The 24,070-nt window shown below is 70.6% G+C and carries 16 protein-coding genes and 2 pseudogenes; 13 read left to right on the top strand and 5 right to left on the bottom strand.

Going from position 1 to position 24,070, the window contains the following annotated elements:
- Nucleotides 1-7: 7 nt before the first annotated feature.
- Nucleotides 8-1,188: pseudogene (locus AAW14_RS17925) on the bottom strand (adenosine deaminase).
- A 94-nt stretch (nucleotides 1,189-1,282) separates the two neighbouring features.
- Between AAW14_RS17925 and AAW14_RS17920 the strand changes: the two are divergent.
- Nucleotides 1,283-2,020, top strand: a complete 738-nt coding sequence (locus tag AAW14_RS17920; protein ID WP_416223327.1) for a DUF4190 domain-containing protein — start codon at nucleotides 1,283-1,285, stop codon at nucleotides 2,018-2,020.
- 66 nt (nucleotides 2,021-2,086) lie between these two features.
- On the opposite strand, the gene AAW14_RS17915 is transcribed toward AAW14_RS17920, so the two are convergent.
- The gene (locus AAW14_RS17915; protein WP_265564867.1) at nucleotides 2,087-2,647 is read right to left on the bottom strand and encodes an NADAR family protein; all 561 of its coding nucleotides are present in this window, start codon (nucleotides 2,645-2,647) and stop codon (nucleotides 2,087-2,089) included.
- Between the two features lie 211 nt (nucleotides 2,648-2,858).
- Here AAW14_RS17915 and AAW14_RS17910 point away from each other — a divergent pair, with 211 nt between their 5' ends.
- The 6 genes from AAW14_RS17910 to AAW14_RS17885 are packed head-to-tail and all read left to right on the top strand — an operon-like array spanning nucleotide 2,859 to nucleotide 10,060.
- Nucleotides 2,859-4,412 (top strand): gamma-aminobutyraldehyde dehydrogenase, encoded by a 1,554-nt coding sequence (locus AAW14_RS17910; RefSeq protein ID WP_265564866.1) that lies wholly within the window; start codon nucleotides 2,859-2,861, stop codon nucleotides 4,410-4,412.
- Between the two features lie 52 nt (nucleotides 4,413-4,464).
- Nucleotides 4,465-5,712 carry an ABC transporter substrate-binding protein gene (locus AAW14_RS17905; protein ID WP_265564865.1) on the top strand — a complete coding sequence of 416 codons (1,248 nt, stop codon included), beginning with the start codon at nucleotides 4,465-4,467 and terminating at the stop codon, nucleotides 5,710-5,712.
- Between the two features lie 5 nt (nucleotides 5,713-5,717).
- The gene (locus tag AAW14_RS17900; RefSeq protein WP_265564864.1) at nucleotides 5,718-6,878 is read left to right on the top strand and encodes an ABC transporter ATP-binding protein; all 1,161 of its coding nucleotides are present in this window, start codon (nucleotides 5,718-5,720) and stop codon (nucleotides 6,876-6,878) included.
- Nucleotides 6,878-7,804, top strand: coding sequence for an ABC transporter permease (locus AAW14_RS17895; protein WP_265564863.1), 927 nt, complete (start codon nucleotides 6,878-6,880; stop codon nucleotides 7,802-7,804). Before AAW14_RS17900 ends, AAW14_RS17895 begins: the two co-directional genes overlap by 1 nt.
- Nucleotides 7,804-8,604, top strand: coding sequence for an ABC transporter permease (locus tag AAW14_RS17890; protein ID WP_265564862.1), 801 nt, complete (start codon nucleotides 7,804-7,806; stop codon nucleotides 8,602-8,604). The genes AAW14_RS17895 and AAW14_RS17890 overlap by 1 nt, the downstream gene beginning before the upstream one ends.
- Before the next feature lie 37 nt (nucleotides 8,605-8,641).
- On the top strand, nucleotides 8,642-10,060 hold the full coding sequence (locus tag AAW14_RS17885; protein ID WP_265564861.1) for an NAD(P)/FAD-dependent oxidoreductase: 1,419 nt from the start codon (nucleotides 8,642-8,644) through the stop codon (nucleotides 10,058-10,060).
- A 239-nt stretch (nucleotides 10,061-10,299) separates the two neighbouring features.
- Here the strand turns inward: AAW14_RS17885 and AAW14_RS17880 are convergent, their stop codons facing one another.
- From AAW14_RS17880 to gabT, 3 genes and pseudogenes are all read right to left on the bottom strand, one after another.
- A complete protein-coding gene (locus AAW14_RS17880; RefSeq protein ID WP_416223329.1) occupies nucleotides 10,300-11,016 on the bottom strand; it encodes a phosphatase PAP2 family protein in 717 nt (238 codons plus the stop codon).
- A gap of 108 nt (nucleotides 11,017-11,124) precedes the next feature.
- Nucleotides 11,125-11,348, bottom strand: a pseudogene (locus AAW14_RS17875) (phosphoesterase); the annotation flags it as partial.
- A 216-nt stretch (nucleotides 11,349-11,564) separates the two neighbouring features.
- Nucleotides 11,565-12,899: a 4-aminobutyrate--2-oxoglutarate transaminase gene (gene gabT, locus AAW14_RS17870; protein ID WP_265564860.1), complete on the bottom strand. Its 1,335-nt coding sequence runs from the start codon at nucleotides 12,897-12,899 to the stop codon at nucleotides 11,565-11,567.
- Between the two features lie 305 nt (nucleotides 12,900-13,204).
- Between gabT and AAW14_RS17865 the strand changes: the two genes are divergently transcribed.
- The 6 genes from AAW14_RS17865 (at nucleotide 13,205) to AAW14_RS17840 (ending at nucleotide 23,838) form a co-directional block, all read left to right on the top strand.
- Nucleotides 13,205-15,334 carry an ATP-binding protein gene (locus AAW14_RS17865; RefSeq protein WP_265564859.1) on the top strand — a complete coding sequence of 710 codons (2,130 nt, stop codon included), beginning with the start codon at nucleotides 13,205-13,207 and terminating at the stop codon, nucleotides 15,332-15,334.
- Nucleotides 15,335-15,502: 168 nt separating this feature from the next.
- Nucleotides 15,503-17,170 carry a PucR family transcriptional regulator gene (locus AAW14_RS17860; protein ID WP_265564858.1) on the top strand — a complete coding sequence of 556 codons (1,668 nt, stop codon included), beginning with the start codon at nucleotides 15,503-15,505 and terminating at the stop codon, nucleotides 17,168-17,170.
- A 142-nt stretch (nucleotides 17,171-17,312) separates the two neighbouring features.
- Nucleotides 17,313-18,758 carry an aldehyde dehydrogenase family protein gene (locus tag AAW14_RS17855; protein ID WP_265564857.1) on the top strand — a complete coding sequence of 482 codons (1,446 nt, stop codon included), beginning with the start codon at nucleotides 17,313-17,315 and terminating at the stop codon, nucleotides 18,756-18,758.
- Nucleotides 18,759-19,058: 300 nt separating this feature from the next.
- Nucleotides 19,059-20,999 carry an acyl-CoA dehydrogenase family protein gene (locus AAW14_RS17850; protein WP_265564856.1) on the top strand — a complete coding sequence of 647 codons (1,941 nt, stop codon included), beginning with the start codon at nucleotides 19,059-19,061 and terminating at the stop codon, nucleotides 20,997-20,999.
- A gap of 281 nt (nucleotides 21,000-21,280) precedes the next feature.
- Nucleotides 21,281-22,537, top strand: a complete 1,257-nt coding sequence (gene dxr / locus AAW14_RS17845; protein WP_265564855.1) for a 1-deoxy-D-xylulose-5-phosphate reductoisomerase — start codon at nucleotides 21,281-21,283, stop codon at nucleotides 22,535-22,537.
- The gene (locus tag AAW14_RS17840) at nucleotides 22,534-23,838 is read left to right on the top strand and encodes a M50 family metallopeptidase (protein WP_265564854.1); all 1,305 of its coding nucleotides are present in this window, start codon (nucleotides 22,534-22,536) and stop codon (nucleotides 23,836-23,838) included. The genes dxr and AAW14_RS17840 overlap by 4 nt, the downstream gene beginning before the upstream one ends.
- Nucleotides 23,839-24,070 lie beyond the last annotated feature (232 nt).

Below are 24,070 nucleotides of genomic sequence, written 5' to 3'. Positions count from 1 at the left end.
TGGCCGGTCAGGACGCGAGCCATGCCGAGGTGTAGGTGTCGATCTCGGCCGTCAGCTCCGTCTTGCCGGCGTCGTCGAGGAAGGACGCCTCGACCGCGTTCTTGGCGAGGTCCGCGAGCCCTCGCTCGTCGAGTTCCAGCAGCCGTGCGGCGACCGCGTACTCGTTGTTGAGGTCGGTGCCGAACATCGGCGGGTCGTCCGAGTTGATCGTGACGAGGACGCCGGCCCGCACGAACTCCCTGACGGGGTGCTCCTCGAGCGCGCGCACCGCGCGCGTCGCGATGTTCGAGGTCGGGCAGACCTCCAGGGGGATGCGGTGCTCGGCGAGGTGCGCGAGCAGCTTCGGGTCCCGAGCGGAAGTGGTCCCGTGTCCGATGCGCTCGGCGCGCAGTACGTTCAGGGCGTCCCAGACCGTCTCGGGCCCGGTCGTCTCGCCCGCGTGCGGCACGGACCGCAGACCGGCGGCGATCGCCCGGTCGAAGTACGGCTTGAACTGCGGTCGGGGTACGCCGATCTCAGGCCCGCCCAGCCCGAACGAGACGAGCCCCTCGGGGCGCAGCCGGTCATCGGTGGCGAGCCGTGCCGTCTCCTCGGCGGATTCCAGGCCCGCCTCGCCGGGGATGTCGAAGCACCAGCGCAGGACGGTCCCGAACTCGGCCTCCGCCGCCTTCCGGGCGTCCTCGATCGCGTCCATGAACGCGCGCTCGTCGATCCCGCGTCGGGTGGACGAGAAGGGGGTGATGGTCAGCTCGGCGTAACGGACCTGCTGCCGGGCCATGTCGCGGGCGATCTCGTAGGTCAGCAGCCGTACGTCCTCGGGCGTCCGGATGAGGTCGACGACGGACAGGTACACCTCCACGAAGTGCGCGAAGTCCGTGAACGTGAAGTAGTCGACCAGGGCCTCGGGGTCGGTGGGCACCTTGGAGTCGGGGTGACGTGCGGCCAGTTCCGAGACGATTCGGGGGGAGGCGGAGCCGACGTGGTGCACATGCAGTTCGGCCTTGGGCAGTCCGGCGATGAAGGCGTGCAGATCGCGCACGGCACGGGTCTCGCGGTGGTCGGTCAAGGGTTCCTCCCCGGGAACGGCGTCCCGGCGCGGTGCTCGGGCGGGACGCGGGTGATCGGCTGATCGGTGACTCGGGACGATCCTAGGCATACGGCCCCGCACGGGTGCGGGGCGGTGGGGATATCGGTCGTCCGATGTGGACGGGGGTGGGGCGGCCCGGGCCCGGTGGGGGATCGGCCGTAGCATTGCGGGTCGAGGCAACAAGGGGGGCTGGTCGTGACCGAGGAAGCGCATCGCAGACAGGACGCCGCGGCGGGTGCGGACAATCCGTGGGCGCCGCCGGAGCAGAAGGTGCCGATGGACAAGCCGTGGGCCGGTGAGCCCCCGGCGGACGGTCCACCGGCGTCGTTCCACGACCAGCTCACGGTGGGGGGCACGATGCCGGCGCAGGGCGGCTTCGCCCCGCCCGGATTCGGCCCGGCGGGCGGCGGCCCCGGGTACGCGGGCGCACCGACGGCCGGTCCGCCGGGACCCGGCGGCCAGGGCTTCCCCGTGCCGCCGCCCCCCGTCGCGCCGCTGGACCCCGGGGCGGCCCCGTACGCCGCACCGGGCGGCTACGGCTACCCCGTGCCCCCGGGCTACCCCGGTTACGGCTGGCCCGGTATGCCGCTGCCTCCGCGCAACGGGCTCGGTGTCGCCGCCATGGTGCTGGGCATCCTCTCGGTCTGCCTCTTCTGTCTGTACGGCATCTTCTCCCTGGTCCTGGGCATCCTCGCGGTGGTCTTCGCGGTCAAGGGCCGCAAGCGGGCCGACCAGGGTGAGGCCGACAACCGCGGGCAGGCCCAGGCCGGGCTCGTCCTCGGCATCATCGGGATCGTCCTCGGGATCGCGGTGATCGCCCTGCTGGTCATCGGGATCACGACCGCGATCAACCATGAGCACTCGACGCCGCCCGAATCGCCCTATGTGGGCAACGCGCGCAGTGTCCCGGCACCCGTGCTGTTCCACGGCTGACACCTGGGTCCAGCCCGCGGGGCGCGCGGGCTGACACCGGGGTCGAGCCCGCGGGGCGCGCGCTCCTCACAGCCGCGCGCCCAAGCGCTCTCGCGCCTCCATCAGCGCGAACCCCAGCAGATTGGGCCCCCGCCACCGCTCGGGATCCGCCGCCCACTCGTCGTCCGCGGCGAGTCCGATGCCCCACACCCGGTCCACAGGGCTCGCCTCGACCAGCACACGGTCCCCCGTGGCGAGCAGGAAGGCGCGCAGGTCGGCGTGCGCGGCGAACTTGTGGACGCTGCCCTCGACCACGATCGCGAACCGCTCCCGCTCCCAGGTGGCCTCGTCGAAGCCCCGCACCAGCCGCCCGGCCTTCTTGGCGAGTGCCGGGCTCGCCGCCTGGAGGGCGCTGCGCTCCGCCTCCGCGTCGTCGAAGAGCCGCGCCTTCGACGCCATCATCCAGTGCTCGGCCGTCGCGTACTCCACGCCCTCCACGGTGAACGGCGACGGCCACCACTGGCTCAGACAGCCCGCCCCGATCTGCCCGTCCTGGCGCGGACGATGGCCCCAGAAGTGCAGGTACTTGATCCCGGCCCCCGCCTTGGCCTGCCTGATCAGGTCGTCCCAAGAATCGATCTTCCCCATGGCACGCGAGTCTGGCACGCACCACTGACACTCCGTCCTTCCTTTGTCCCGGGGAGTCGACACCTGGTCGACAGATTCCGTCGCGTAACCAAAAGGCAACAACGGAATCACTTGTTGGAGTCCACTGTCTCTGTCAGGATCGGCACTCAATTCGAGCTGGAGCTACGCCAGCCCCCGCTGTGGACGCGGGCCGGCGGCGGAGGAGAGCGACATGCACAATCCGGGCAAAGCCGACGACGTCGGCACCCGCATCCGGACGCAGGACGCCGTACGGGAACGCTTCGCCGGCGGCGCGCAGTACATAGGGGGAGAAGCGGCCCAGGGCACGTCGGGCCGTACGCACGCGGTGGTCGACCCCTCGACGGGCGCCGAGGCGTACACCTACGAGCTGGCCGGTGCCCGGGACGTGGACCGCGCCGTGGCCGCCGCCCGTGCCGCTTTCCCCGGCTGGTCCGCCGCCACCCCGGGCGAACGCTCCGACGCACTGCACCGCTTCGCCGCCGTCCTCGCCGGCCGGGCCGAGGACTTCGCCCGGGTCGAGTCGTTGCAGTGCGGCAAACCCCTCAAGCTGACGCGGGAGTTCGACGTGCCCGGCACGATCGACAACACCGCCTTCTTCGCCGGTGCCGCCCGGCACCTGCAGGGGCAGTCCGCGGGCGAGTACTCCGGCGACCACACCTCCTACGTCCGCCGCGAACCCATCGGCGTCGTCGGCTCCGTCGCGCCCTGGAACTACCCCCTCCAGATGGCCGCCTGGAAGATCCTCCCGGCGATCGCCGCGGGCAACACCGTCGTCCTCAAGCCCGCCGAACTCACCCCTATGACCTCGTTGCTGTTCGCCCGGGCCGCCACCGAGGCGGGCATCCCGGACGGCGTGATCAACATCGTCACCGGAACCGGCAAGGAGGCGGGCGAGCATCTCATCGGCCATCCTGACGTGGTCATGACCTCCTTCACCGGCTCCACCGCCGTCGGCAAGCGCGTCGCCGAGGTCGCCACCGCGACCGTCAAGCGGCTCCACCTGGAACTCGGCGGCAAGGCCCCCTTCCTCGTCTTCGACGACGCCGATCCGGAGGCCGCCGCCCACGGCGCGGTCGCGGGCGCGCTCATCAACACCGGGCAGGACTGCACGGCCGCCACGCGCGCGTACGTACAGCGCCCCCTCTACGAGGAGTTCCTCGCGCGGACCGCCGCCCTCATGGAGAGCGTCCGGCTCGGGGACCCCTTCGCGCCCGGCACCGATCTCGGCCCGCTGATCTCGCACGTCCAGCGCGACCGCGTGGCCGGCTTCGTCGACCGTGCGCGTGCCTACGCGCGCGTGGTCACCGGCGGCGAGGCCCCCGAGGGAGAGCTCAAGGACGGTGCGTACTTTCGGCCCACCCTCATCGCCGACGCACCCCAGGACAGCGAGATCGTGCAGTCCGAGATCTTCGGGCCCGTGCTCGTCGTCCTGCCCTTCGACAGCGACGACGAGGGGATCCGGCTCGCCAACGACACCCCCTACGGCCTCGCCGCCTCCGCCTGGAGCCGCGACGTCTACCGGGCGAACCGCGCGACCCGCGAGATCAAGGCGGGCTGTGTGTGGGTCAACGACCACATCCCGATCATCAGCGAGATGCCTCACGGCGGCTACCGGGCGTCCGGCTTCGGCAAGGACATGTCCGTGTATTCGTTCGAGGAGTACACGCAGATCAAGCACGTAATGTTCGACAACACGGCGGTGGCCCGCAAGGACTGGCACCGCACGATCTTCGGGGACCGATAGCCACGTCCGGCCGTCCACCACGGCCCACCCCTCCCGAAAGGGCACCACGCGCATGGAGCAGAACGAGCCCGACCGCCTGACCCCGGCCCAAGTGGCCGCCATGCGGCGCAGCTTCAGCAACGGCAGGGCTTCCCTGAGCCGCCGGTCGCTGCTGCGCGCCTCCGCGGGCGGCACGCTAGCGATGGGCGGACTCGGGGCGCTGAGCGCCTGCGGGATCCCCCCGGCGGGCAAGACCCAGGGCGGCACGTCCAGCCAGGACCACTCGGCACAGGAGAAGGTCGTGAACTTCTCCAACTGGCCCGAGTACATCGACGTCGACGGCAGCGGCAAGCGCCATCCGACGCTGGACGAGTTCGCCAGGCGGACCGGTATCCAGGTCAAGTACACCGAGGACATCAACGACAACAACGAGTTCTTCGGCAAGATCAAGCCGCAGCTCGCGGCGGGCCAGGACACCGGCCGGGACATCATCGTCCTCACCGACTGGCTGGCCGCGCGGGTGATCCGCCTGGGGTGGGCGCAGAAGCTGGATCCGTCGAACCTGCCGCACGCCTTCGCCGAACTGTCGGACCAGTTCCGCAGCCCGGACTGGGACCCGGGGCGGGCCTATTCGTACCCGTGGCAGGGCGTCTCGACCGTCATCGCCTACAACAAGAAGGCACTTGACGGCATTCAGGTGAAGTCGGTCTCCGACCTGCTCGACAACCCCAGGCTCAAGGGGCGGGTGGGCTTCCTGTCCGAGATGCGCGACACCATCGGGATGACACTGCTCGACATGGGCAAGGACCCGGGCAAGTTCACCTCCGACGACTTCGACGCGGTGATCGCCCGCCTCCAGAAGGCCGTCGACAAGGGGCAGATACGCCGCTTCACCGGCAACGACTACACGTCCGACCTCTCCAAGGGGGACCTGGCCGCCTGTGTCGCCTGGGGAGGCGACATCGTTCAGCTCAAGGCGGACAACCCCGACGTCGACTACGTCATCCCGGACGCCGGCTACATGACGTCCACCGACAACATGCTGATCCCCAACAAGGCGCGCCACAAGACCAACGCGGAGCGGCTCATCGACTTCTACTACGAGCCGAAGCCCGCCGCCGAGCTCTCCGACTACGTCAACTACGTCTGTCCCGTCACCGGAGGGCAGGAAGAGCTGGCGAAGATCGACAAGTCGGCGGCGGACAACCCGCTGATCGTTCCCACCAAAGCCATGGCCGCGAAGTCCCACGCCTTCCGCTCGCTGACGCAGCAGGAGGAGACGGCCTTCGAAGAGAAGTTCGCGAAGCTCACAGGGGCGTGACGAAGATGACGACAGACAACAGCGGCGACGTCCGCCTCTCCGGGATCAGCAAGACCTACGGCTCCTTCACCGCCGTGCACCCGCTCGACCTGACCGTGCCACAGGGCTCCTTCTTCGCCCTGCTCGGTGCCTCCGGCTGCGGCAAGACCACCACCCTGCGGATGATCGCCGGTCTGGAGGAACCTTCTTCCGGCAGTGTCCATCTCGGCGACCAGGACGTGACGCACCTGCCGCCGTACAAGCGGCCGGTGAACACGGTCTTCCAGTCCTACGCCCTCTTCCCGCACCTCGACATCTTCGAGAACGTGGCCTTCGGGCTGCGCCGACGCGGCATCAAGTCGGTGAAGAAGCAGGTCGAGGACATGCTGGAGCTGGTGCAGCTCGGCGAGCAGGCGCGCAAGAAGCCGCACCAGCTCTCCGGCGGCCAGCAGCAGCGCGTCGCCGTGGCCCGCGCGCTGATCAACCACCCCAAGGTGCTCCTCCTCGACGAGCCGCTCGGCGCCCTCGACCTCAAGCTGCGCCGCCAGATGCAGCTGGAGCTCAAGCGGATCCAGACCGAGGTCGGCATCACCTTCATCCATGTCACGCACGACCAGGAGGAGGCCATGACGATGGCCGACACGGTCGCCGTGATGAACGCGGGCCGCGTCGAGCAGCTCGGCGCGCCCACGGACCTGTACGAGAACCCGCAGACGACGTTCGTCGCCAACTTCCTCGGCACCTCGAACCTGATCGAGGCCGAGGTCGACTCCAGGAACGGCGACGAGATCATCCTCAAGGCGGCCGGTGCGAAGCTCACCCTGCCCGGTGCGCGATGCTCCGCGCCGGCCACGGCGGGCGGCAAGGTGCTGGTCGGCGTACGCCCGGAGAAGGTATCCCTCACGCACGCCGACGACGCGGGCGAGGTCCCCGAGGGCCGCAACCGCATCACCGGCCGGATCGCCGACTCCAGCTTCATCGGCGTCTCCACCCAGTACGTCATCGACAGCCCGGTCTGCCCCGAGTTCGAGGTCTACGCCCAGAACATCGACCGGGACGCCCGGCTGACTCCCGGCGCCGAGGTGGTCCTGCACTGGAACCCGGCGCACACCTTCGGCCTGGACGCGGCGCAGGACATCGACGCCGGCGTGGAGACCGTGGAGGCGGACGAGGGGGTCGCCGCCTGATGGCCGCTGTCACCGAGGCGCCGCCCCTCGCGCCCGCCACCCCGAAGAAGAAGCCCCCGCGCAAGCGGGGCCGCCTGACGCCGTACTGGCTGCTGCTGCCCGGCATCCTCTGGCTGGTCGTCTTCTTCGCGCTGCCGATGATCTACCAGGCCTCCACGTCCGTGCAGACGGGCTCCCTGGAGCAGGGCTACAAGGTCACCTGGCACTTCGCGACCTACTGGGACGCCCTGGCCCAGTACTGGCCGCAGTTCGTGCGGTCGGTCCTCTACGCGGCCGCCGCGACGCTGCTGTGCCTGGTCCTCGGCTATCCGCTCGCGTATCTGATCGCGTTCCGGGCTGGCCGCTGGCGGAACCTGATCATGATCCTGGTGATCGCGCCGTTCTTCACCAGCTTCCTGATCCGTACGCTCGCCTGGAAGACGATCCTCGCGGACAACGGCCCGGTCGTCGGTGCCCTGGGCACGCTGCACGTCCTGGACGTCACCAACTGGCTCGGCTGGACCTCCGGCGACCGGGTACTGGCCACACCGCTCGCGGTGGTGTGCGGACTGACGTACAACTTCCTGCCGTTCATGATCCTGCCGCTGTACACCTCGCTGGAGCGCATCGACCCACGGCTCCACGAGGCGGCGGGCGATCTGTACGCCAGGCCCTGGACGACGTTCCGGAAGGTCACCTTCCCGCTGTCGATGCCGGGCGTGGTCTCCGGCACGCTGCTGACCTTCATCCCGGCCGCCGGTGACTACGTCAACGCCGATCTGCTCGGCTCCACGGACACCCGTATGGTCGGAAACGTCATCCAGACGCAGTTCCTGAGAATCCTCGACTATCCGACGGCCGCGGCGCTCTCCTTCATCCTGATGGCCGCGATCCTCGCCATGGTCACCCTCTACATTCGCAAGTCCGGCACGGAGGATCTGGTCTGATGGCCTTCGTCAACTGGCTCAAGCGCAATCTCGTCGTCATCGCGGGACTGCTGACGCTTGGATATCTCCTGCTGCCGAACGTGATCGTCACGGTGTTCTCCTTCAACAAACCGAAGGGGCGCTTCAATTACGAATGGCAGCAGTTCTCCCTGGACGCCTGGAAGCAGCCGTGCGGTGTCGCCGACATGTGCGGCTCGCTCTCCATCAGCCTCCAGATCGCCATCTGGGCGACGATCGGGGCCACCGTCCTCGGCACGATGATCGCCTTCGCGCTGGTGCGCTATCGCTTCCGGGCGCGGGGCGCGGTGAACTCGCTGATCTTCCTGCCCATGGCGATGCCCGAGGTCGTCATGGCCGCCTCGCTGCTCACCCTGTTCCTCAACATGGGCGCCCAGCTGGGCTTCTGGACGATCCTGATCGCCCACATCATGTTCTGCCTCAGCTTCGTCGTGACCGCCGTCAAGGCACGTGTCATGTCGATGGACCCGAGGCTGGAGCAGGCCGCGCAGGACCTGTACGCCGGCCCGTTCCAGACCTTCGTCAGGGTCACCCTGCCCATCGCGGCACCGGGAATCGCCGCGGGCGCGCTGCTCGCCTTCGCGCTCTCCTTCGACGATTTCATCATCACCAATTTCAACGCGGGCTCGACCGTCACCTTCCCGATGTTCGTCTGGGGCTCGGCGCAGCGCGGTACGCCCGTTCAAATCAATGTCATCGGCACGACGATGTTCATCGTCGCCGTACTGTTCGTCCTGGCCTCCATGGCCCTCGGCAATCGCCGAAATCGGCAAAAGGCGTAAGCCGCACGGTGTAATCCACTGGTAGGGAGTTGAAATCATGGCCCCAAGCGCCATGACCCGTTGGACCAAGTCTCTTTCCGAAGCCCAGCCGGTTCCGTACTGGCTGGAAGACCCCGGCAAGCCACACCCCGAGCCCGCCCTGACCGGCACCGAGACCTGCGACCTGCTGGTCGTCGGCGGCGGCTACAGCGGACTGTGGACCGCGCTCATCGCCAAGGAGCGCGATCCCGGGCGGGATGTGGTGCTGGTGGAGGGCCGCGAGGCGGGCTGGGCCGCCTCGGGCCGCAACGGCGGCTTCTGCGCCGCATCCCTCACCCACGGCCTGGCCAACGGCCTCACCCGTTGGCCCCACGAGATCCACAAGCTCCAGGAGCTGGGCGCCCGCAACCTCGACGAGATCGAGAAGGCGGTCGCCCGTCACTCCCTGGACTGCGACTTCGAGCGCACCGGCGAGATCGACGTCGCGACCGAGACGTACCAGGCAGGGGAACTGCGCGACTGGTACACGGAGATGGAACAGCGGGGCCTCGCCGACGGCACCGAGTTCCTGGACACGGAAGCGGTACGGGAAGAGGTCGACTCGCCGACCTTCCTGGCCGGACTCCACGACCGCCGGGGCGTGGCCATGCTGCACCCGGCCAAGCTCGCCTGGGGCCTCAAACGCGCCTGTATCCGGCTCGGCGTCCGGATCTACGAGCACACGCCCGCGCTCACCCTGAAGCCGTACGGCGCCGGCCTGGCCGTACGCACCCCCTACGGCCAGGTCCGCGCCCGCCGGGTCGCCCTCGGCACGAACGTCTTCCCCAACCTGCTGCGGCGCGTGCGCTCGTACACCGTCCCGGTCTACGACTACGCGCTGATGACCGAGCCGCTCAGCGCCGACCGGCTGGCGTCGATCGGGTGGAAGAACCGTCAGGGCCTCGGGGACTCGGCGAACCAGTTCCACTACTTCCGGCTCTCGGCCGACAACCGCATCCTGTGGGGCGGTTACGACGCCGTCTACCAGTACGGCGGCCGGGTGCGCGCCGAGTACGACGACCGCCCGGAGACGTACGCCAAGCTCGCCGGGCACTTCTTCGCCTGCTTCCCGCAGCTGGAGGGCGTGCGCTTCACCCATGCGTGGGGCGGCGCGATCGACACCTGCTCACGCTTCTCGGCGTTCTTCGGGACGGCGCACCAGGGCAAGGTGGCGTACGCGGCCGGATACACGGGGCTGGGCGTCGGCGCCACCCGCTTCGGCGCGGAGGTGATGCTGGACCTGCTGGCGGGGGAACGCACGGAGCGGACCGAACTGGAGATGGTCCGCAAGAAGCCGCTGCCGTTCCCGCCGGAGCCCTTCGCCTGGACGGGCATCGCGCTCACCAAGTGGTCGCTGGCCCGGGCCGACGCGCACGGCGGACGGCGCAACCTCTGGCTGAGGACGATGGACAGGCTGGGCCTGGGCTTCGACAGCTGACCCGAACAGGTGGACGGCCCGACGGCGGTCCCGCTGGGTCGGCCGCCCGCGCGGTCGACGGACCTCGTCCGCGACGGCGGTTTCGAGCCGACCGCGGCGGCTGGACCTGCTCGGCAGCCACCATCGTCAACTCGCCGGTGCACGGCGGACGTTCGTCGCTGCAGGCGACCCCGGCCGACAGCGACGTCGCCCCACCCGTGGCACCCGACCGGCTCTGCGCGGCCCGATGACGTGGTCCGTCAACCGGGACCGGAACGGAGGCCGGGAGTTCCAGCCGACGTTCGACGGCTGCTTCGGCTGAGCAGGAGCCACAGGGAGGAGAGCAGCACCGCGCACAGACACCAGCTTGCCAGCACGTCCAGGGGCCAGTGGTAGCCGTGGCGGACCAGGCCGAAGGCGACGCCGAGGTTCAGGACCGGGCAGACGAGCAGGAGTCCGCGTCGTGCGTACCGGGCACGCAGCCAGGGCCACAGGACCAGGGCCGCCGCACCGTAGGCGATCGCGGCCGTGGCGGTGTGCCCCGAGGGATAGAAGCCCGTGGCCGGGCCCATCACCGGTGGGCCCGGGCGGGCCATCACATCCTTGAGCGGCACGATCAGCGCCGGCAGGCCCGCCATCACCGCCGCCGCCGCGGCGGACGGCAGCCACCACCGGTCCGCACCGGCGCGCCGCGCCCGCCAGGCGGCCGTGACCAGGGTGAGGACCAGGACCGGTACGGCGACGACGAGGTTCCCCAGGTCGGCGAGGAGCCCGGAGGCCCGGTCGGGGTGAACCAGGGCCCGGCCGAGCCGCTCGTCCGCACGCGCCAGCGGTCCGTGGACGGCGACCTGCCAGGTGATCAGGAGGAACAGGACGCCCGCGACGGCCGGCACCTGGACCGGCCACCGCGGCAGGGGCCGCTTTCCGCCCGGCGCGGCGGGCGCGTGCGTGAGGGCCGGATCCGGCGGAGTCGACACGGGTGACAGCTTGGCAGGGTGACCTGCGGGCCGTGCCGATGGGTCCCCGCCCGGCATACGACTCGGGTGGAGGGTATGGGCTCCAGGACGGAGCTCCCACACCCGGAAAACACAGACCGGCCGCCAGGGAACAGGGGGGGTGGTTCCGAGACGGCCGGTCGGATCGGTGTGCCGCCCGCCCCGGGGGGTTTGGGGCGTGCGGCCGTCCGATCGTGAGGAGATCCGAAGCTGGAGGCTCCGGGCGTGTGCGCGAGGGCACGACCAGGCTGAAGCTGGGGAGGCCTCGTCCCGGTGTCACCCACAGTTCCCTGTGGGCGGGGTGTATCTCTCATCTGGGAAAGAACCTACGGCAGGGAAAACCGCTCCGACAGCCGGATTCGCGTCCCGCCATCCACCTCGCACACCTTCTTCACACCCTCTGACCCCCGTTGCCCCGGCCCCGGAGCCACGGTGGACGAAAGGGCTGAGGCCGGTGGGGCCGATGGGATACGGATCCTGTGGCTCAGCTGCGGTTTTGCTGTGCTCCGGCGATCGATTTCCCCGATGGCTCAGATTCGCGCGAACGCCTGCTCGATGATGTCGAGGCCCTCGTTCAGCAGGTCCTGGCCGATGACGAGCGGGGGCAGGAAGCGCAGTACGTTGCCGTAGGTGCCACAGGTCAGGACCAGCAGGCCCTCCTGGTGGCAGGCCTTGGCCAGAGCGGCGGTCGCCTCCGGGTTCGGCTCCTTGGTCGCGCGGTCCTTGACCAGCTCGATCGCGATCATCGCGCCGCGGCCGCGGAGGTCGCCGATGATGTCGAACTTCTCGGCCATCGCCGTGAGGCGGGCCTTCATCGTCTCCTCGATCTCCTTCGCCCGGGCGTTGAGGTCGAGCTCCTTCATCGTCTCGATCGCGCCGAGCGCGCCCGCGCAGGCGACCGGGTTGCCGCCGTAGGTGCCGCCCAGGCCGCCCGCGTGTGCGGCGTCCATGATCTCGGCGCGACCGGTGACCGCGGCGAGCGGCAGACCGCCGGCGATGCCCTTGGCGGTCGTGATCAGGTCCGGGACGATGCCCTCGTCCTCGCACGCGAACCACTGGCCGGTGCGGCAGAAGCCGGACTGGATCTCGTCGGCGACGAAGACGATGCCGTTGTCCGCGGCGAACCGGCGGATCGCGGGCAGGAAGCCCTTGGCCGGCTCGATGAAGCCGCCCTCGCCGAGCACCGGCTCGATGATGATCGCGGCCACGTTGTCCGGACCGACCTGCTTGGTGATCTGGTCGATGGCCTGCGCGGCGGCCTCCGGACCCGCGTTCTCCGGGCCGGTCGGCCAGCGGTAGGCGTAGGCCACCGGCACACGGTAGACCTCGGGCGCGAACGGGCCGAAGCCGTGCTTGTACGGCATGTTCTTGGCGGTCAGGGCCATCGTCAGGTTCGTCCGGCCGTGGTAGCCGTGGTCGAAGACGACGACCGCCTGGCGCTTGGTGTAGGCGCGGGCGATCTTGACGGCGTTCTCGACGGCCTCGGCGCCCGAGTTGAACAGGGCGGACTTCTTGGCGTGGTCACCCGGCGTGAGCTCGGCCAGCGCCTCGGCGACGGCCACGTAGCCCTCGTACGGCGTGACCATGAAACAGGTGTGGGTGAAGTCCTGCAGCTGCGCCGAGGCGCGGCGTACGACGGCCTCGGCGGAGGCGCCGACGGACGTGACGGCGATGCCGGAGCCGAAGTCGATCAGGCGGTTGCCGTCGACGTCCTCGATGATCCCGCCGCCCGCGCGCGTGGTGAAGACCGGCAGCACGGAGCCCACGCCCTGCGCGACCACGGCGGTACGGCGGGCCTGCAGCTCCTGCGACTTCGGGCCGGGGATGGCGGTGACGACGCGGCGCTCCTGCGGAAGTGCGCTCATGGGGGGCTCCCTGGTGATCGTGCGAACCGAACCGGAGGACCGGCGCATCGGCGGTGCGGTGGACCGGAGGTTCCGGCGGGGGTGTTTTTCGGACGCTTGCCTTCTTTTCTCGCAGGCTAGATCGGGTCGCGGAGGGTGGGCATGCTCCATGTGGGCGCCTTGGAGGCTCCCGCTTGTCCGTGGTGGACATAGCGCTGCCGGACGCGTCACCGCGGGCCCGGCCGCGTATGCGGTGAACTCCCTTTGCGGGGGCGTTAGATTGACTCGCTGATGGTGCACGGAGCGGCTGGTCAGGGGGCAGGGAGATGAACAGCGACGGGACGCAGGACGCACGGGGCACATGGGCCGGTCCCGTGCCGCGTCCGGCGGGGTCGCCGGAACACTTCGCGGTGCCGCCGATGCCCACCGAGGCACCCGGGGTGCCTGCGGTGCCGGACGGTTCCGCGTTCCTGGCCTGGGTGCGCGCGCCACGGCCACCGGCGGCGCCCGGCGTGTGGCGTTTCGGGTACCGGCCGCGGCCCGAGCAGGAGCCCGAGCAGATCCCGGGCAGGCAGTTGCTGAGCGGCGCGCTGATCGCCTTTCTGGTCGGCTGGCTGGTCTGGTCGCTGCTGTCGAACGGCTACCTCGGCAGCTGGTGGATCCTGCCGCTGTTCCTGCTCACACCCGACTCCTGGCGCCAGAGCGGCAACCACGGCGAGATCTTCAATCTGATCCTCTGGGACGGATACGACCTGCTCATCGTGCTGGGGATCATGCTTGCGGCCGGACGGCTGGGACGCTGGGGCGAGGTGTGGCGCCGTTTCGTCGCACCGCACCTGAAGCGACGCGCGCCTCGGCAGGCCCCGCCCGCGCCCGAGGAGGACCCCGCCCAGTGGAACCAGCTCCGCGCCGCCGGCGCCCATGACGCCGCCGACCGGCTTGCCGCGGAGGCGGGCGCCGGGCTCATGCGCGACGTCGACCACGCCCGCATCGCCCGCGCCTGGCAGGGCGTGCTCACCGGTCGGCACACCCTTGCCACCTTCACCGGCGCGGTCCTCAAGGACGGTGCCGCCGCCTGTCTGCACCCCTCGGGGGAGCGCGACCTGCCCGCCCGGCTCGCCCGGCACGACCTGATCAGCGGGCAGGTACGGCTCGGCACCACCGTCGACGACCCCCGCAACCCCTACGCCTACCGCGGCAGCGGGCTCGCCCTCGGCCCCGAACTGCTGGGGACCTCCCTGGTCGCCATCGGGCCCTCCGGCAGCGGCAAGACCAGCTCGGTGGTGTGGCCGCTCGCCGAGTCGCTGTGCCTGCACGCGCTCGCCGGGCGGGCCGCCGTCGTCGTCGTCGGCGCGGCCGGCGCCGGGCTCGGTCCGGCGGACGCCTACGACGTCGTCGTACGCATCGGCCATCCCGAATCGGTGTACGACCTCGACCTGTACGGCGGGACCACCGACCCGGACGAGGCGGCAGCCGTGCTCGCCGAGGCGCTGGTGGGCGACCTCGCCGACCCGCAGCCCGGTGCGGACAGCCGCCGCTCCACCACCGTGCTCGCCCAGCTCCTCGGGCCGTACCGAGCCGTCCACGGCCGCTTCCCGACCGTGCCGGAGCTGCGCCGGCTCCTCGACGCCGCTCCAGGCCCGCTCGCCGCACTGCGCAAGGCCCTCCAGGACACCGGCCAGGACTCGCTGCTGCGCGAACTCGACGCCCGCGAGCGGCAGTCCGGGCACCCCGGCGACGTGGGCGGCGTCCTCGCCGACCGGGTGGCGCTGCTCGACCGGCCCGCCTTCGCCCAGTTCTTCGACACCTCCGGGCAGTCCCGGCCCTTCTCGCTGCGCGCCCTCGACCACCCGGTGCGGGTCCGGATCGATCTGCCCGAACGCGGCCACGCCGACGCCTCGCGGATCCTCGCGCGGCTGGTGCTCGCGCAGTTCACGGCCGGCGTCGCGGCGCGCGAGGACCGGTCGCTGTTCGCGTGCCTCGTGCTCGACGACGCGACGGGCGTGGTGACCCCCGAGACCGTCCGGGGCATCCAGCGGCTGCGGTCCGCGAACGCCGGAGCGGTCCTGACCCTGCGCACCCTCGACGACGTGCCCCGGCCCCTGCGGGGCCCCCTCCTGGGCGCCACCGGCTGCCGGATGGCGCTGTCCGGGCTCACCCCCTGGGACGGGCAGGACTTCGCCGAGGTGTGGGGCAAGGAGTGGACCGAGACCCGGGACGTCACCGACCGGCAGATCATTGCGGAGACCCCGGCGGGCAAGGCCCTGCACATGCTGCGCCGAGTGATCACCGGGCATGCGCCGACCGCGCGCGCCGTGACCGTGCGCCAGGTCGAGCGCGAGCGGTGGTCCGCGTCCGAGCTGGCGCACGCCGTGCCGCCGGGGCACGCGGTGCTCTCGCTGACGAACGTGAAGGGCGAGCACGCGCCCCCGCTCCTCGTGGACCTGCGTGGCTGAAGTCCGCCGCGCAGGATGTCCGGCATCGGGGCACGACGCGACCGTACGGTGAGGCAGAATCGACATAGGTCGTTCATACGCGGCGGCCAAAGGATCACAAAGATCACACACGGCCCGTGACCGTCATGGATTCCGTGCAGAACCCGTCCGTGCAGACCTGAAGGCCTCATGCCCCCGACGCTCGCCTCGCTCGTCCACCACTCCGCGCTCAAGCTGACCGTGCGCGCGGGCGAGGACCGCCTGGACGTGCCCGTCCGCTGGGCCCACGTCAGCGAACTCGCCGACCCCGTGCCCTACATGGAGGGCGGCGAACTGCTGCTGATCACCGCGCTGAAGCTGGACGCCGAGGATCCGCAGGCGATGCGCCGCTATGTGAAGCGGCTGGTGGGCGCGGGCGTGGTCGGACTCGGGTTCGCCGTCGGGGTGAGCTACGACGACATACCGAAGGCGCTCGTGGACGCGGCGCGGGAGGAGGGGCTCCCGCTTCTCGAGGTGCCGCGGCGCACGCCCTTCCTCGCCATCAGCAAGGCTGTCTCCGCCGCCATCGCCGCCGACCAGTACCGGGCCGTGACCGCCGGGTTCGCCGCGCAGCGCGAGCTGACCCGGCAGGCCCTGAGCGAGGGCCCCGAGGGGCTGCTCGCCGCGCTCGCCGGGCAGGTCGACGGCTGGGCGGCGCTCTACGACGCCTCGGGCGCCGTCGTCGCGGCCGCGCCGGAGTGGGCGGGGCGGCGTGCCGGGCGCCTCACCGCTGATGTGGAGCGGCTTCGGGAGCGGCCGGCGCCGGCCAGCTCCGTGGTCGGCGGGCCGAGCGGCGAGGACCGGGTCGAGCTGCACACCCTCGGCACCGGGCGGCGCCCGCGCGCCGCGCTCGCCGTGGGCACGGCGGCGGCGCTGGGCACCGCCGAGCGGTACGCCGTCCACTCCGCCATCGCCCTGCTGACCCTCATCACCGAGCGGTCCCGGTCCCTGAACGCCGCCGAGCAGCGCATCGGGGCGGCCGTACTGCGCATGCTGCTCGCCGGAGAGCCGGACCATGCGCGGGCGGTGGCCGGTGACCTGTACGGCGAGCTTCTCGACGCGCCCTTCCGGCTGATCCTCGCCGAGTCGGCGTCCGCGTCGGCGGCCCGGGCGCACGCCGACGGGCACGCGCGCGTGGCGCCCACGCCCCAGACGGCGGCGGCGCTCGCGGTGGCCGACACGAACGGCGACCCGCTGGGCGGGCTCGCCGAGACCGTGGAGTCCGCCGCCCTGCGCTCCGGTGAGGCCGTACTCGTCGTGCCCGACGGGGAGCGGCTCGTGGTGCTGGCTGCGGACGGGGGCGCGGCCGTCGCGGCGTGCCAGGAGTACGCGCTGGCCGTGCAGGCGGCGCGGGCCGCGGCGAGGGAGCAGTCGGGAGTCGACGAGGACGAGCTGGTGGTGGGTCTTTCGGCGCCGGCCGGGCCGATCGCCGCGGCCGCCGCGTACAAGCAGGCCGAACAGGCCCTGTCGGTGGCCAGGCGACGCGGGCGCTCCCTGGTCGAGCACGAGGAGCTGGCGGCCGGGTCGGTTCTTCCGTTGCTCGCGGACGACGCGGTGCGTGCCTTCGCGGACGGACTGCTGCGTGCCCTGCGTGAGCACGACGCCACGGGGCGGGGTGATCTGGTCGCCTCGCTGCGGGCCTGGCTGTCGCACCACGGGCAGTGGGACGCCGCTGCGGCGGACCTGGGCGTCCACCGCCATACGCTGCGGTACCGGATGCGCCGCGTCGAGGAGATCCTGGGGCGTTCGCTCGACGATCCGGACGTTCGGATGGAACTGTGGCTGGCGCTCAAGGCCACGGCCGCGGCGGGGGAGTGACGGCCGACGGGCCCTGGCTGTACAAGCCGTAGAACCCCGGCACCCCAGTGCTCCTTGCCGGACAAACGACCCTCCGCCGCCCCGGCCCTACCGTGGACCCCGAACTTCAGGAACACCCAACCTCGGAAGGGCCGGACCCGACATGACCTCCACCCACGCCTTCTGGCTCGCCGGCCGCCAGGCCACCGGCGAGACCACCTTCGACGTCACCTCCCCGTGGGACGGCCGTCTCGTCGGCAAGGTCAGTGTCCCGACCGAGGCCCAGGTCGAGGAGGCGGTGGCCGCCGCGTACGCCGTGCGGGACGAGTTCGCCGCCGCCCCCGCCCACGTCCGCGCCGCGGCCCTCGACCATGTCTCGAAGCGGCTGGCGGAGCGCACCGAGGAGATCGCCCAGCTCATCTCCGCCGAGAACGGCAAGCCCGTCAAGTGGGCCCGCGGCGAGGTCGGCCGTGCCGTGTCCGTGTTCCGGTTCGCGGCCGAGGAGGCCCGCCGCTTCAACGGCGGCGAGGCCCAGCGCCTGGACACCGACCTCGGCGGCCAGGGCCGTCTGGCGTTGACCCGTCGCTTCCCGAAGGGCGTCGTCCTCGGCATCGCGCCGTTCAACTTCCCGCTGAACCTGTGCGCCCACAAGGTCGCCCCGGCCATCGCCGCCGGTGTCCCGATCATCCTGAAGCCGGCGCCCGCGACCCCGCTGTCCGGCCTGATCCTCGGCGACCTGCTGGCCGAGACCGGCCTGCCCGCCGGTTCCTGGTCGATCCTGCCGGTCTCCAACGACCGTATGCCCGCCCTCGTCCAGGACGAGCGTCTGCCGGTCATCTCCTTCACCGGGTCCGAGAAGGTCGGTTACGCGATCATGGACTCGGTGCCGCGCAAGCATTGCACCCTGGAGCTCGGCGGCAACGGCGCGGCCGTCGTCCTCGCCGACTACGCGAGCGACGAGGACCTGGACTGGGCCGCGAACCGCATCGCCACCTTCTCCAACTACCAGGGCGGCCAGTCCTGCATCTCCGTGCAGCGCGTGATCGCCGACGCGTCTGTCTACGACCGGCTGCTGCCGCGCATCGTCGCCGCCGTCGAGGCCCAGGTCACGGGTGACCCCTCCGACGACGCCACGGACGTCGGCCCGCTGGTCAGCGAGGACGCCGCGCGGCGCGTCGAGTCCTGGGTCGACGAGGCCGTGGGCGCGGGTGCGAAGCTGCTGACCGGCGGCAAGCGGGACGGCGCCTCGTACGCGCCGACCGTCCTGACCGAGGTGCCGGCCGATGTGACCCTCTCCTGCGAGGAGGTCTTCGGGCCCGTCCTCACCGTGCAGAAGGCGGACGGCGAGGCCGAGGCCTTCGCCGCGGTCAACGACTCCAAGTACGGCCTCCAGGCGGGCGTGTTCACGCACGACGTCCAGGTCGCCTTCCGTGCCCACCGGGCCCTCGAGGTGGGCGGCGTCGTCATCGGCGACGTGCCGTCCTACCGCGCCGACCAGATGCCGTACGGCGGTGCCAAGCAGTCCGGTGTCGGGCGCGAGGGCGTGCGGTTCGCGATGGACGACTACACCTACGAGCGCGTCCTGGTCCTGACGGGCCTCGCGCTCTGACCCCACCTTCAGGTCCCGTCTTCGGACCGACGGCCGGAGCCCGCTGTGCGGGGGCTCCGGCCGTTGTCGTACTCCGGCCGGCTCGACATCGAGGCACACCCGGACGCAGGCCGAGCGTGTTTCCGGCCCGGGTGGCTGCGCGGGGACTGGTGACATCGCCCCGAATGGGGTACCAACGATCGAGTAGCACCGGTCAGTAACGTACGCCCGCAGGATCGCCGTACAGCACTCTTGGCCGTCGTACGGCATCTTGATCGGAGTACGTCCCATTGGACCCCGATTCGCGGCGAGGTGAGCCTCATGTCCGCACCAACAGCTCCCACTCCCAAGCCCACCGTCACCGAGCGTGAGGCCCGTCAGGTCGCGGAGGCCGCGCGCGAGCAGGACTGGCGCAAGCCCAGTTTCGCCAAGGAGCTCTTCCTGGGGCGCTTCCGGCTCGACCTGATCCACCCCCACCCGCTCCCCGCGGACGAGCACGTACAGCGCGGCGAGGAGTTCCTCGCCAAGCTGCGCGACTTCTGCGAGACGCAGATCGACCCGGCCCGCATCGAGCGCGAGGCGCAGATCCCCGACGAGACGATCAACGGGCTCAAGGAGCTCGGCGCTCTCGGCATGAAGATCGACACCAAGTACGGCGGCCTCGGCCTCACCCAGGTGTACTACAACAAGGCGCTCGCTCTGGCCGGCTCGGCCTGCCCCGCGATCGGCGCGCTGCTGTCCGCGCATCAGTCGATCGGCGTACCGCAGCCGCTCAAAATCTTTGGCACCCAGGAGCAGAAGGACACGTTCCTGCCGCGCTGCGCCCGCACCGACATCTCCGCGTTCCTGCTCACCGAGCCGGACGTGGGTTCCGACCCGGCTCGTCTGGCCACCACGGCCGTACCGGACGGGGACGACTACGTGCTCGACGGCGTCAAGCTGTGGACCACCAACGGCGTCGTCGCCGACCTGCTCGTCGTCATGGCGCGCGTCCCGAAGTCCGAGGGCCACAAGGGCGGCATCACGGCGTTCGTCGTCGAGGCGGCGTCGGAGGGCATCACCGTCGAGAACCGCAACGCCTTCATGGGCCTGCGCGGCCTCGAGAACGGCGTCACCCGCTTCCACCGGGTCCGTGTCCCCGCCGCCAACCGCATCGGCTCCGAGGGCGCGGGCCTGAAGATCGCGCTGACCACGCTGAACACCGGCCGGCTGTCCCTGCCCGCGATGTGCGTGGGCGCGGGCAAGTGGTGCCTGAAGATCGCCCGCGAGTGGTCGGGAGCCCGTGAGCAGTGGGGCAAGCCGGTCGCGCTGCACGAGGCGGTCGGCTCGAAGATCTCCTTCATCGCGGCCACGACCTTCGCCCTGGAGGCCGTCGTCGACCTGTCGTCGCAGATGGCCGACGAGGATCGCAACGACATCCGCATCGAGGCCGCCCTAGCCAAGCTGTACGGCTCCGAGATGGCCTGGCTGATGGCCGACGAGCTGGTCCAGATCCGCGGCGGCCGCGGCTTCGAGACGGCGGAGTCCCTGAAGGCCCGCGGCGAGCGGGCGGTACCGGCCGAGCAGATGCTGCGCGATCTGCGCATCAACCGCATCTTCGAGGGCTCCACGGAGATCATGCGTCTGCTGATCGCACGCGAGGCGGTGGACGCCCACCTGTCCGTGGCCGGTGACCTCATCGACCCGGACAAGTCCCTGGCCGACAAGGCGAAGGCGGGTGCGAACGCCGGTGTCTTCTACGCCAAGTGGCTGCCGAAGCTGGTTGCCGGACAGGGGCAGATCCCGGGCGCCTACGGCGCGTTCCACCAAGGGATCGACCTCTCCCCGCATCTGCGGTACGTCGAGCGCAGCGCCCGCAAGCTCGCCCGCTCCACCTTCTACGGCATGTCGCGCTGGCAGGGCCGCATGGAGACCAAACAGGGCTTCCTGGGCCGGATCGTGGACATCGGCGCCGAGTTGTTCGCGATGAGCGCGGCCTGCGTACGCGCCGAGCACCTGCGCAGGACCGGCGACCACGGGCGCGAGGCGTACCAGCTCGCCGACGCCTTCTGCCGGCAGTCCCGCATCCGCGTCGAGGAGCTGTTCGGCCGTCTGTGGCAGAACACCGACGACCTGGACCGCAAGGTGGTCAAGGGCGTCCTGTCCGGCACCTACGAGTGGCTGGAAGAAGGGGTCGTGGACCCGTCGGGTGACGGCCCGTGGATCGCGGACACGACGCCCGGACCCGCGCAGAAGGAGAACGTCCACCGTCCGATCCGCTGACGTCGACGGCCCCGCGCCCGGGAAGGGGCGCGGGGCTGTGACACGGTGCGGCTTCATCCCGCCGCGGGTGTGGTCCCTGCCATTCGACATTCATTCCGATGCTTTTCGGCCACGATTGTCACCGTGGCCTTTTTCTTCGCGCCCGCCAACTGCGAAATTTCCCCTCGGATTAGATCTTGGCTGGAAAGTGACCCCTTGAGGTCGGTCGAGAATCTCTTCGACGGGTCACTCCTGAGGGGCACCCTGTCCGCCCGGTGGTGCGGTACGGCAACAATGGAGGGATGAGCGACAGTCCAGCCCCTCTTGCCGATCCCCATCTCGTCTTCGACCCCGTCGACGGAGCGCGGGATGTCGTGATCCTCGGCTCCACCGGCTCGATCGGCACCCAGGCCATCGACCTCGTGCTGCGCAACCCCGACCGGTTCAAGGTCACCGGGCTCTCCGCCAACGGCGGCCGGGTCGGACTGCTCGCCGAGCAGGCCCACCGCCTGCGGGTGCGCACGGTCGCCGTAGCGCGCGAGGACGTCGTACCGGCCCTGCGTGAGGCGCTGACGGCGCAGTACGGCTCCGCAGAGCCGCTCCCCGAGATCATCGCCGGCCCCGACGCGGCCACCCGCCTTGCCGCCTCGGACTGCCACACCGTCCTGAACGGCATCACCGGTTCCATCGGCCTCGCGCCCACCCTCGCCGCCCTGGAGGCGGGCCGTACGCTCGCGCTCGCCAACAAGGAGTCGCTCATCGTCGGCGGCCCGCTGGTGAAGGCGCTGGCCAAGCCCGGTCAGATCATTCCGGTGGACTCCGAACACGCCGCGCTCTTCCAGGCTCTCGCCTCCGGCAGCCGCGCCGATGTGCGCAAGCTCGTCGTCACCGCCTCCGGCGGTCCCTTCCGGGGCCGGACGAAGACGCAGCTCGCGGACGTCACCCCCGAGGACGCGCTCGCCCACCCCACCTGGGCGATGGGCCCGGTCATCACGATCAACTCCGCGACCCTGGTCAACAAGGGGCTTGAAGTGATCGAGGCCCACCTGCTGTACGACATTCCCTTCGATCGCATTGAGGTCGTCGTCCATCCGCAGTCGTATGTCCACTCGATGGTGGAGTTCACGGATGGATCGACACTGGCGCAGGCGACGCCCCCCGACATGCGGGGGCCGATCGCCATCGGACTCGGCTGGCCCGAGCGGGTACCCGACGCGGCGCCCGCCTTCGACTGGACCACGGCGTCGACCTGGGAGTTCTTCCCGCTCGACACCGAGGCGTTCCCGTCGGTCGGGCTCGCCCGGCACGTGGGAGAGCTCGCGGGCACGGCCCCGGCGGTGTTCAATGCCGCCAACGAGGAGTGCGTCGACGCGTTCCTGAACGGCGCCCTGCCGTTCAACGGGATCATGGATACGGTCACACGGGTGGTGGAGGAGCACGGCACCCCTCGTACGGGAACTTCCCTGACCGTCGCGGACGTCCTCGAAGCGGAGACCTGGGCGCGCGCCCGGGCAAGAGAACTGACGGCACAGACGGCGACCGCGGAGGCTCGTGCATGACGACTCTGATGATGATCCTCGGCATAGTCGTCTTCGTGCTCGGCCTGCTGATCTCGATCGCCTGGCACGAGCTGGGGCATCTGTCCACGGCCAAGCTCTTCGGCATCCGGGTGCCGCAGTACATGGTCGGCTTCGGGCCGACCATCTGGTCCCGGAAGAAGGGCGAGACCGAGTACGGCATAAAGGCGGTGCCCCTCGGCGGCTACATCCGCATGATCGGCATGTTCCCGCCGGGCCCGGACGGCCGCATCGAGGCCCGCTCCACCTCGCCGTGGCGCGGCATGATCGAGGACGCCCGGGCGCAGTCCTTCGAGGAACTGCAGCCCGGTGACGAGGACCGCCTCTTCTACACGCGCAAGCCGTGGAAGCGGGTCATCGTGATGTTCGCGGGCCCCTTCATGAATCTGATCCTCGCCGTGGTGGTCTTCGTCGGCGTGATGATGACCTTCGGCGTCCAGACCCAGACGACCACGGTCGGCAAGGTCTCCGACTGCGTCATCCAGCAGAGCGAGAACCGCACGAAGTGCGCGAAGGGCGACCCGGCCGCGCCCGCCCAGGCCGCCGGTCTCAAGCCGGGCGACAAGATCCTCGCGTTCGACGGCACACAGGTGAAGGACTGGTCCACCCTCCAGTCCGACATCCGCGCCAATCCCGGCAAGGACGTCACGATCACCGTTGAGCGCAAGGGTCAGCCGGTCGACCTGAAGGCCCACCTGATCAAGAACCAGGTGAGCAAGACGGACGGCAAGGGCGGCTATGTCGAGGGCAAGTACGTGTACGCCGGCTTCCTCGGCTTCACGCCCGCCACCGGCATCGTCCAGCAGTCCTTGGGCCAGTCCGTGCAGCGGATGGGCGACATGATGCAGAACGGCGTCGAGTCGCTGGTCTCCCTGCCGGGCAAGGTCCCCGCCCTGTGGGACGCGACCTTCGGCAACGCCCCTCGCCAGCCGGACTCCCCGATGGGCGTGGTCGGCGCGGCCCGGGTGGGCGGCGAGGTCTTCACCCTGCACATCCCGCCGTCCCAGCAGATCGCGATGATGCTGCTGCTCGTCGCGGGCTTCAACCTGTCGCTGTTCCTGTTCAACATGCTGCCGCTGCTCCCGCTCGACGGCGGGCACATCGCGGGCGCCCTGTGGGAGTCGCTGCGCCGCTCCCTGGCCCGGGTGCTGCGCCGCCCCGACCCGGGCCCCTTCGACGTGGCGAAGCTGATGCCGGTGGCGTACGTGGTGGCCGGAATCTTCGTCTGCTTCACCCTTTTGGTGCTGATCGCGGACGTGGTCAACCCGGTGAAAATCTCGTAGCCACCAGCAGTTGGCGGCGGCCGGGAACAGTTGGTCCCCGGCCGCCGCCCAATGGGGTGGGTCTACGGACGGTGATGCATGGGCGTCCGATGCCGTGCCGTAGGCTCGAAGCCTGGGAGCCCGTCGTTCCGGGTCCGGATCCTGATCCACAACTTGGGGTTGCACAGCAGATGACTGCGATTTCACTTGGCATGCCGTCCGTTCCGACCAAGCTCGCCGAGCGCCGGAAGAG

Origin of the sequence: Streptomyces hygroscopicus (assembly GCF_026168105.1) — a bacterium.
Taxonomy (GTDB): domain Bacteria; phylum Actinomycetota; class Actinomycetes; order Streptomycetales; family Streptomycetaceae; genus Streptomyces; species Streptomyces hygroscopicus_D.
This window is presented reverse-complemented; position numbering and strand designations above follow the sequence as displayed.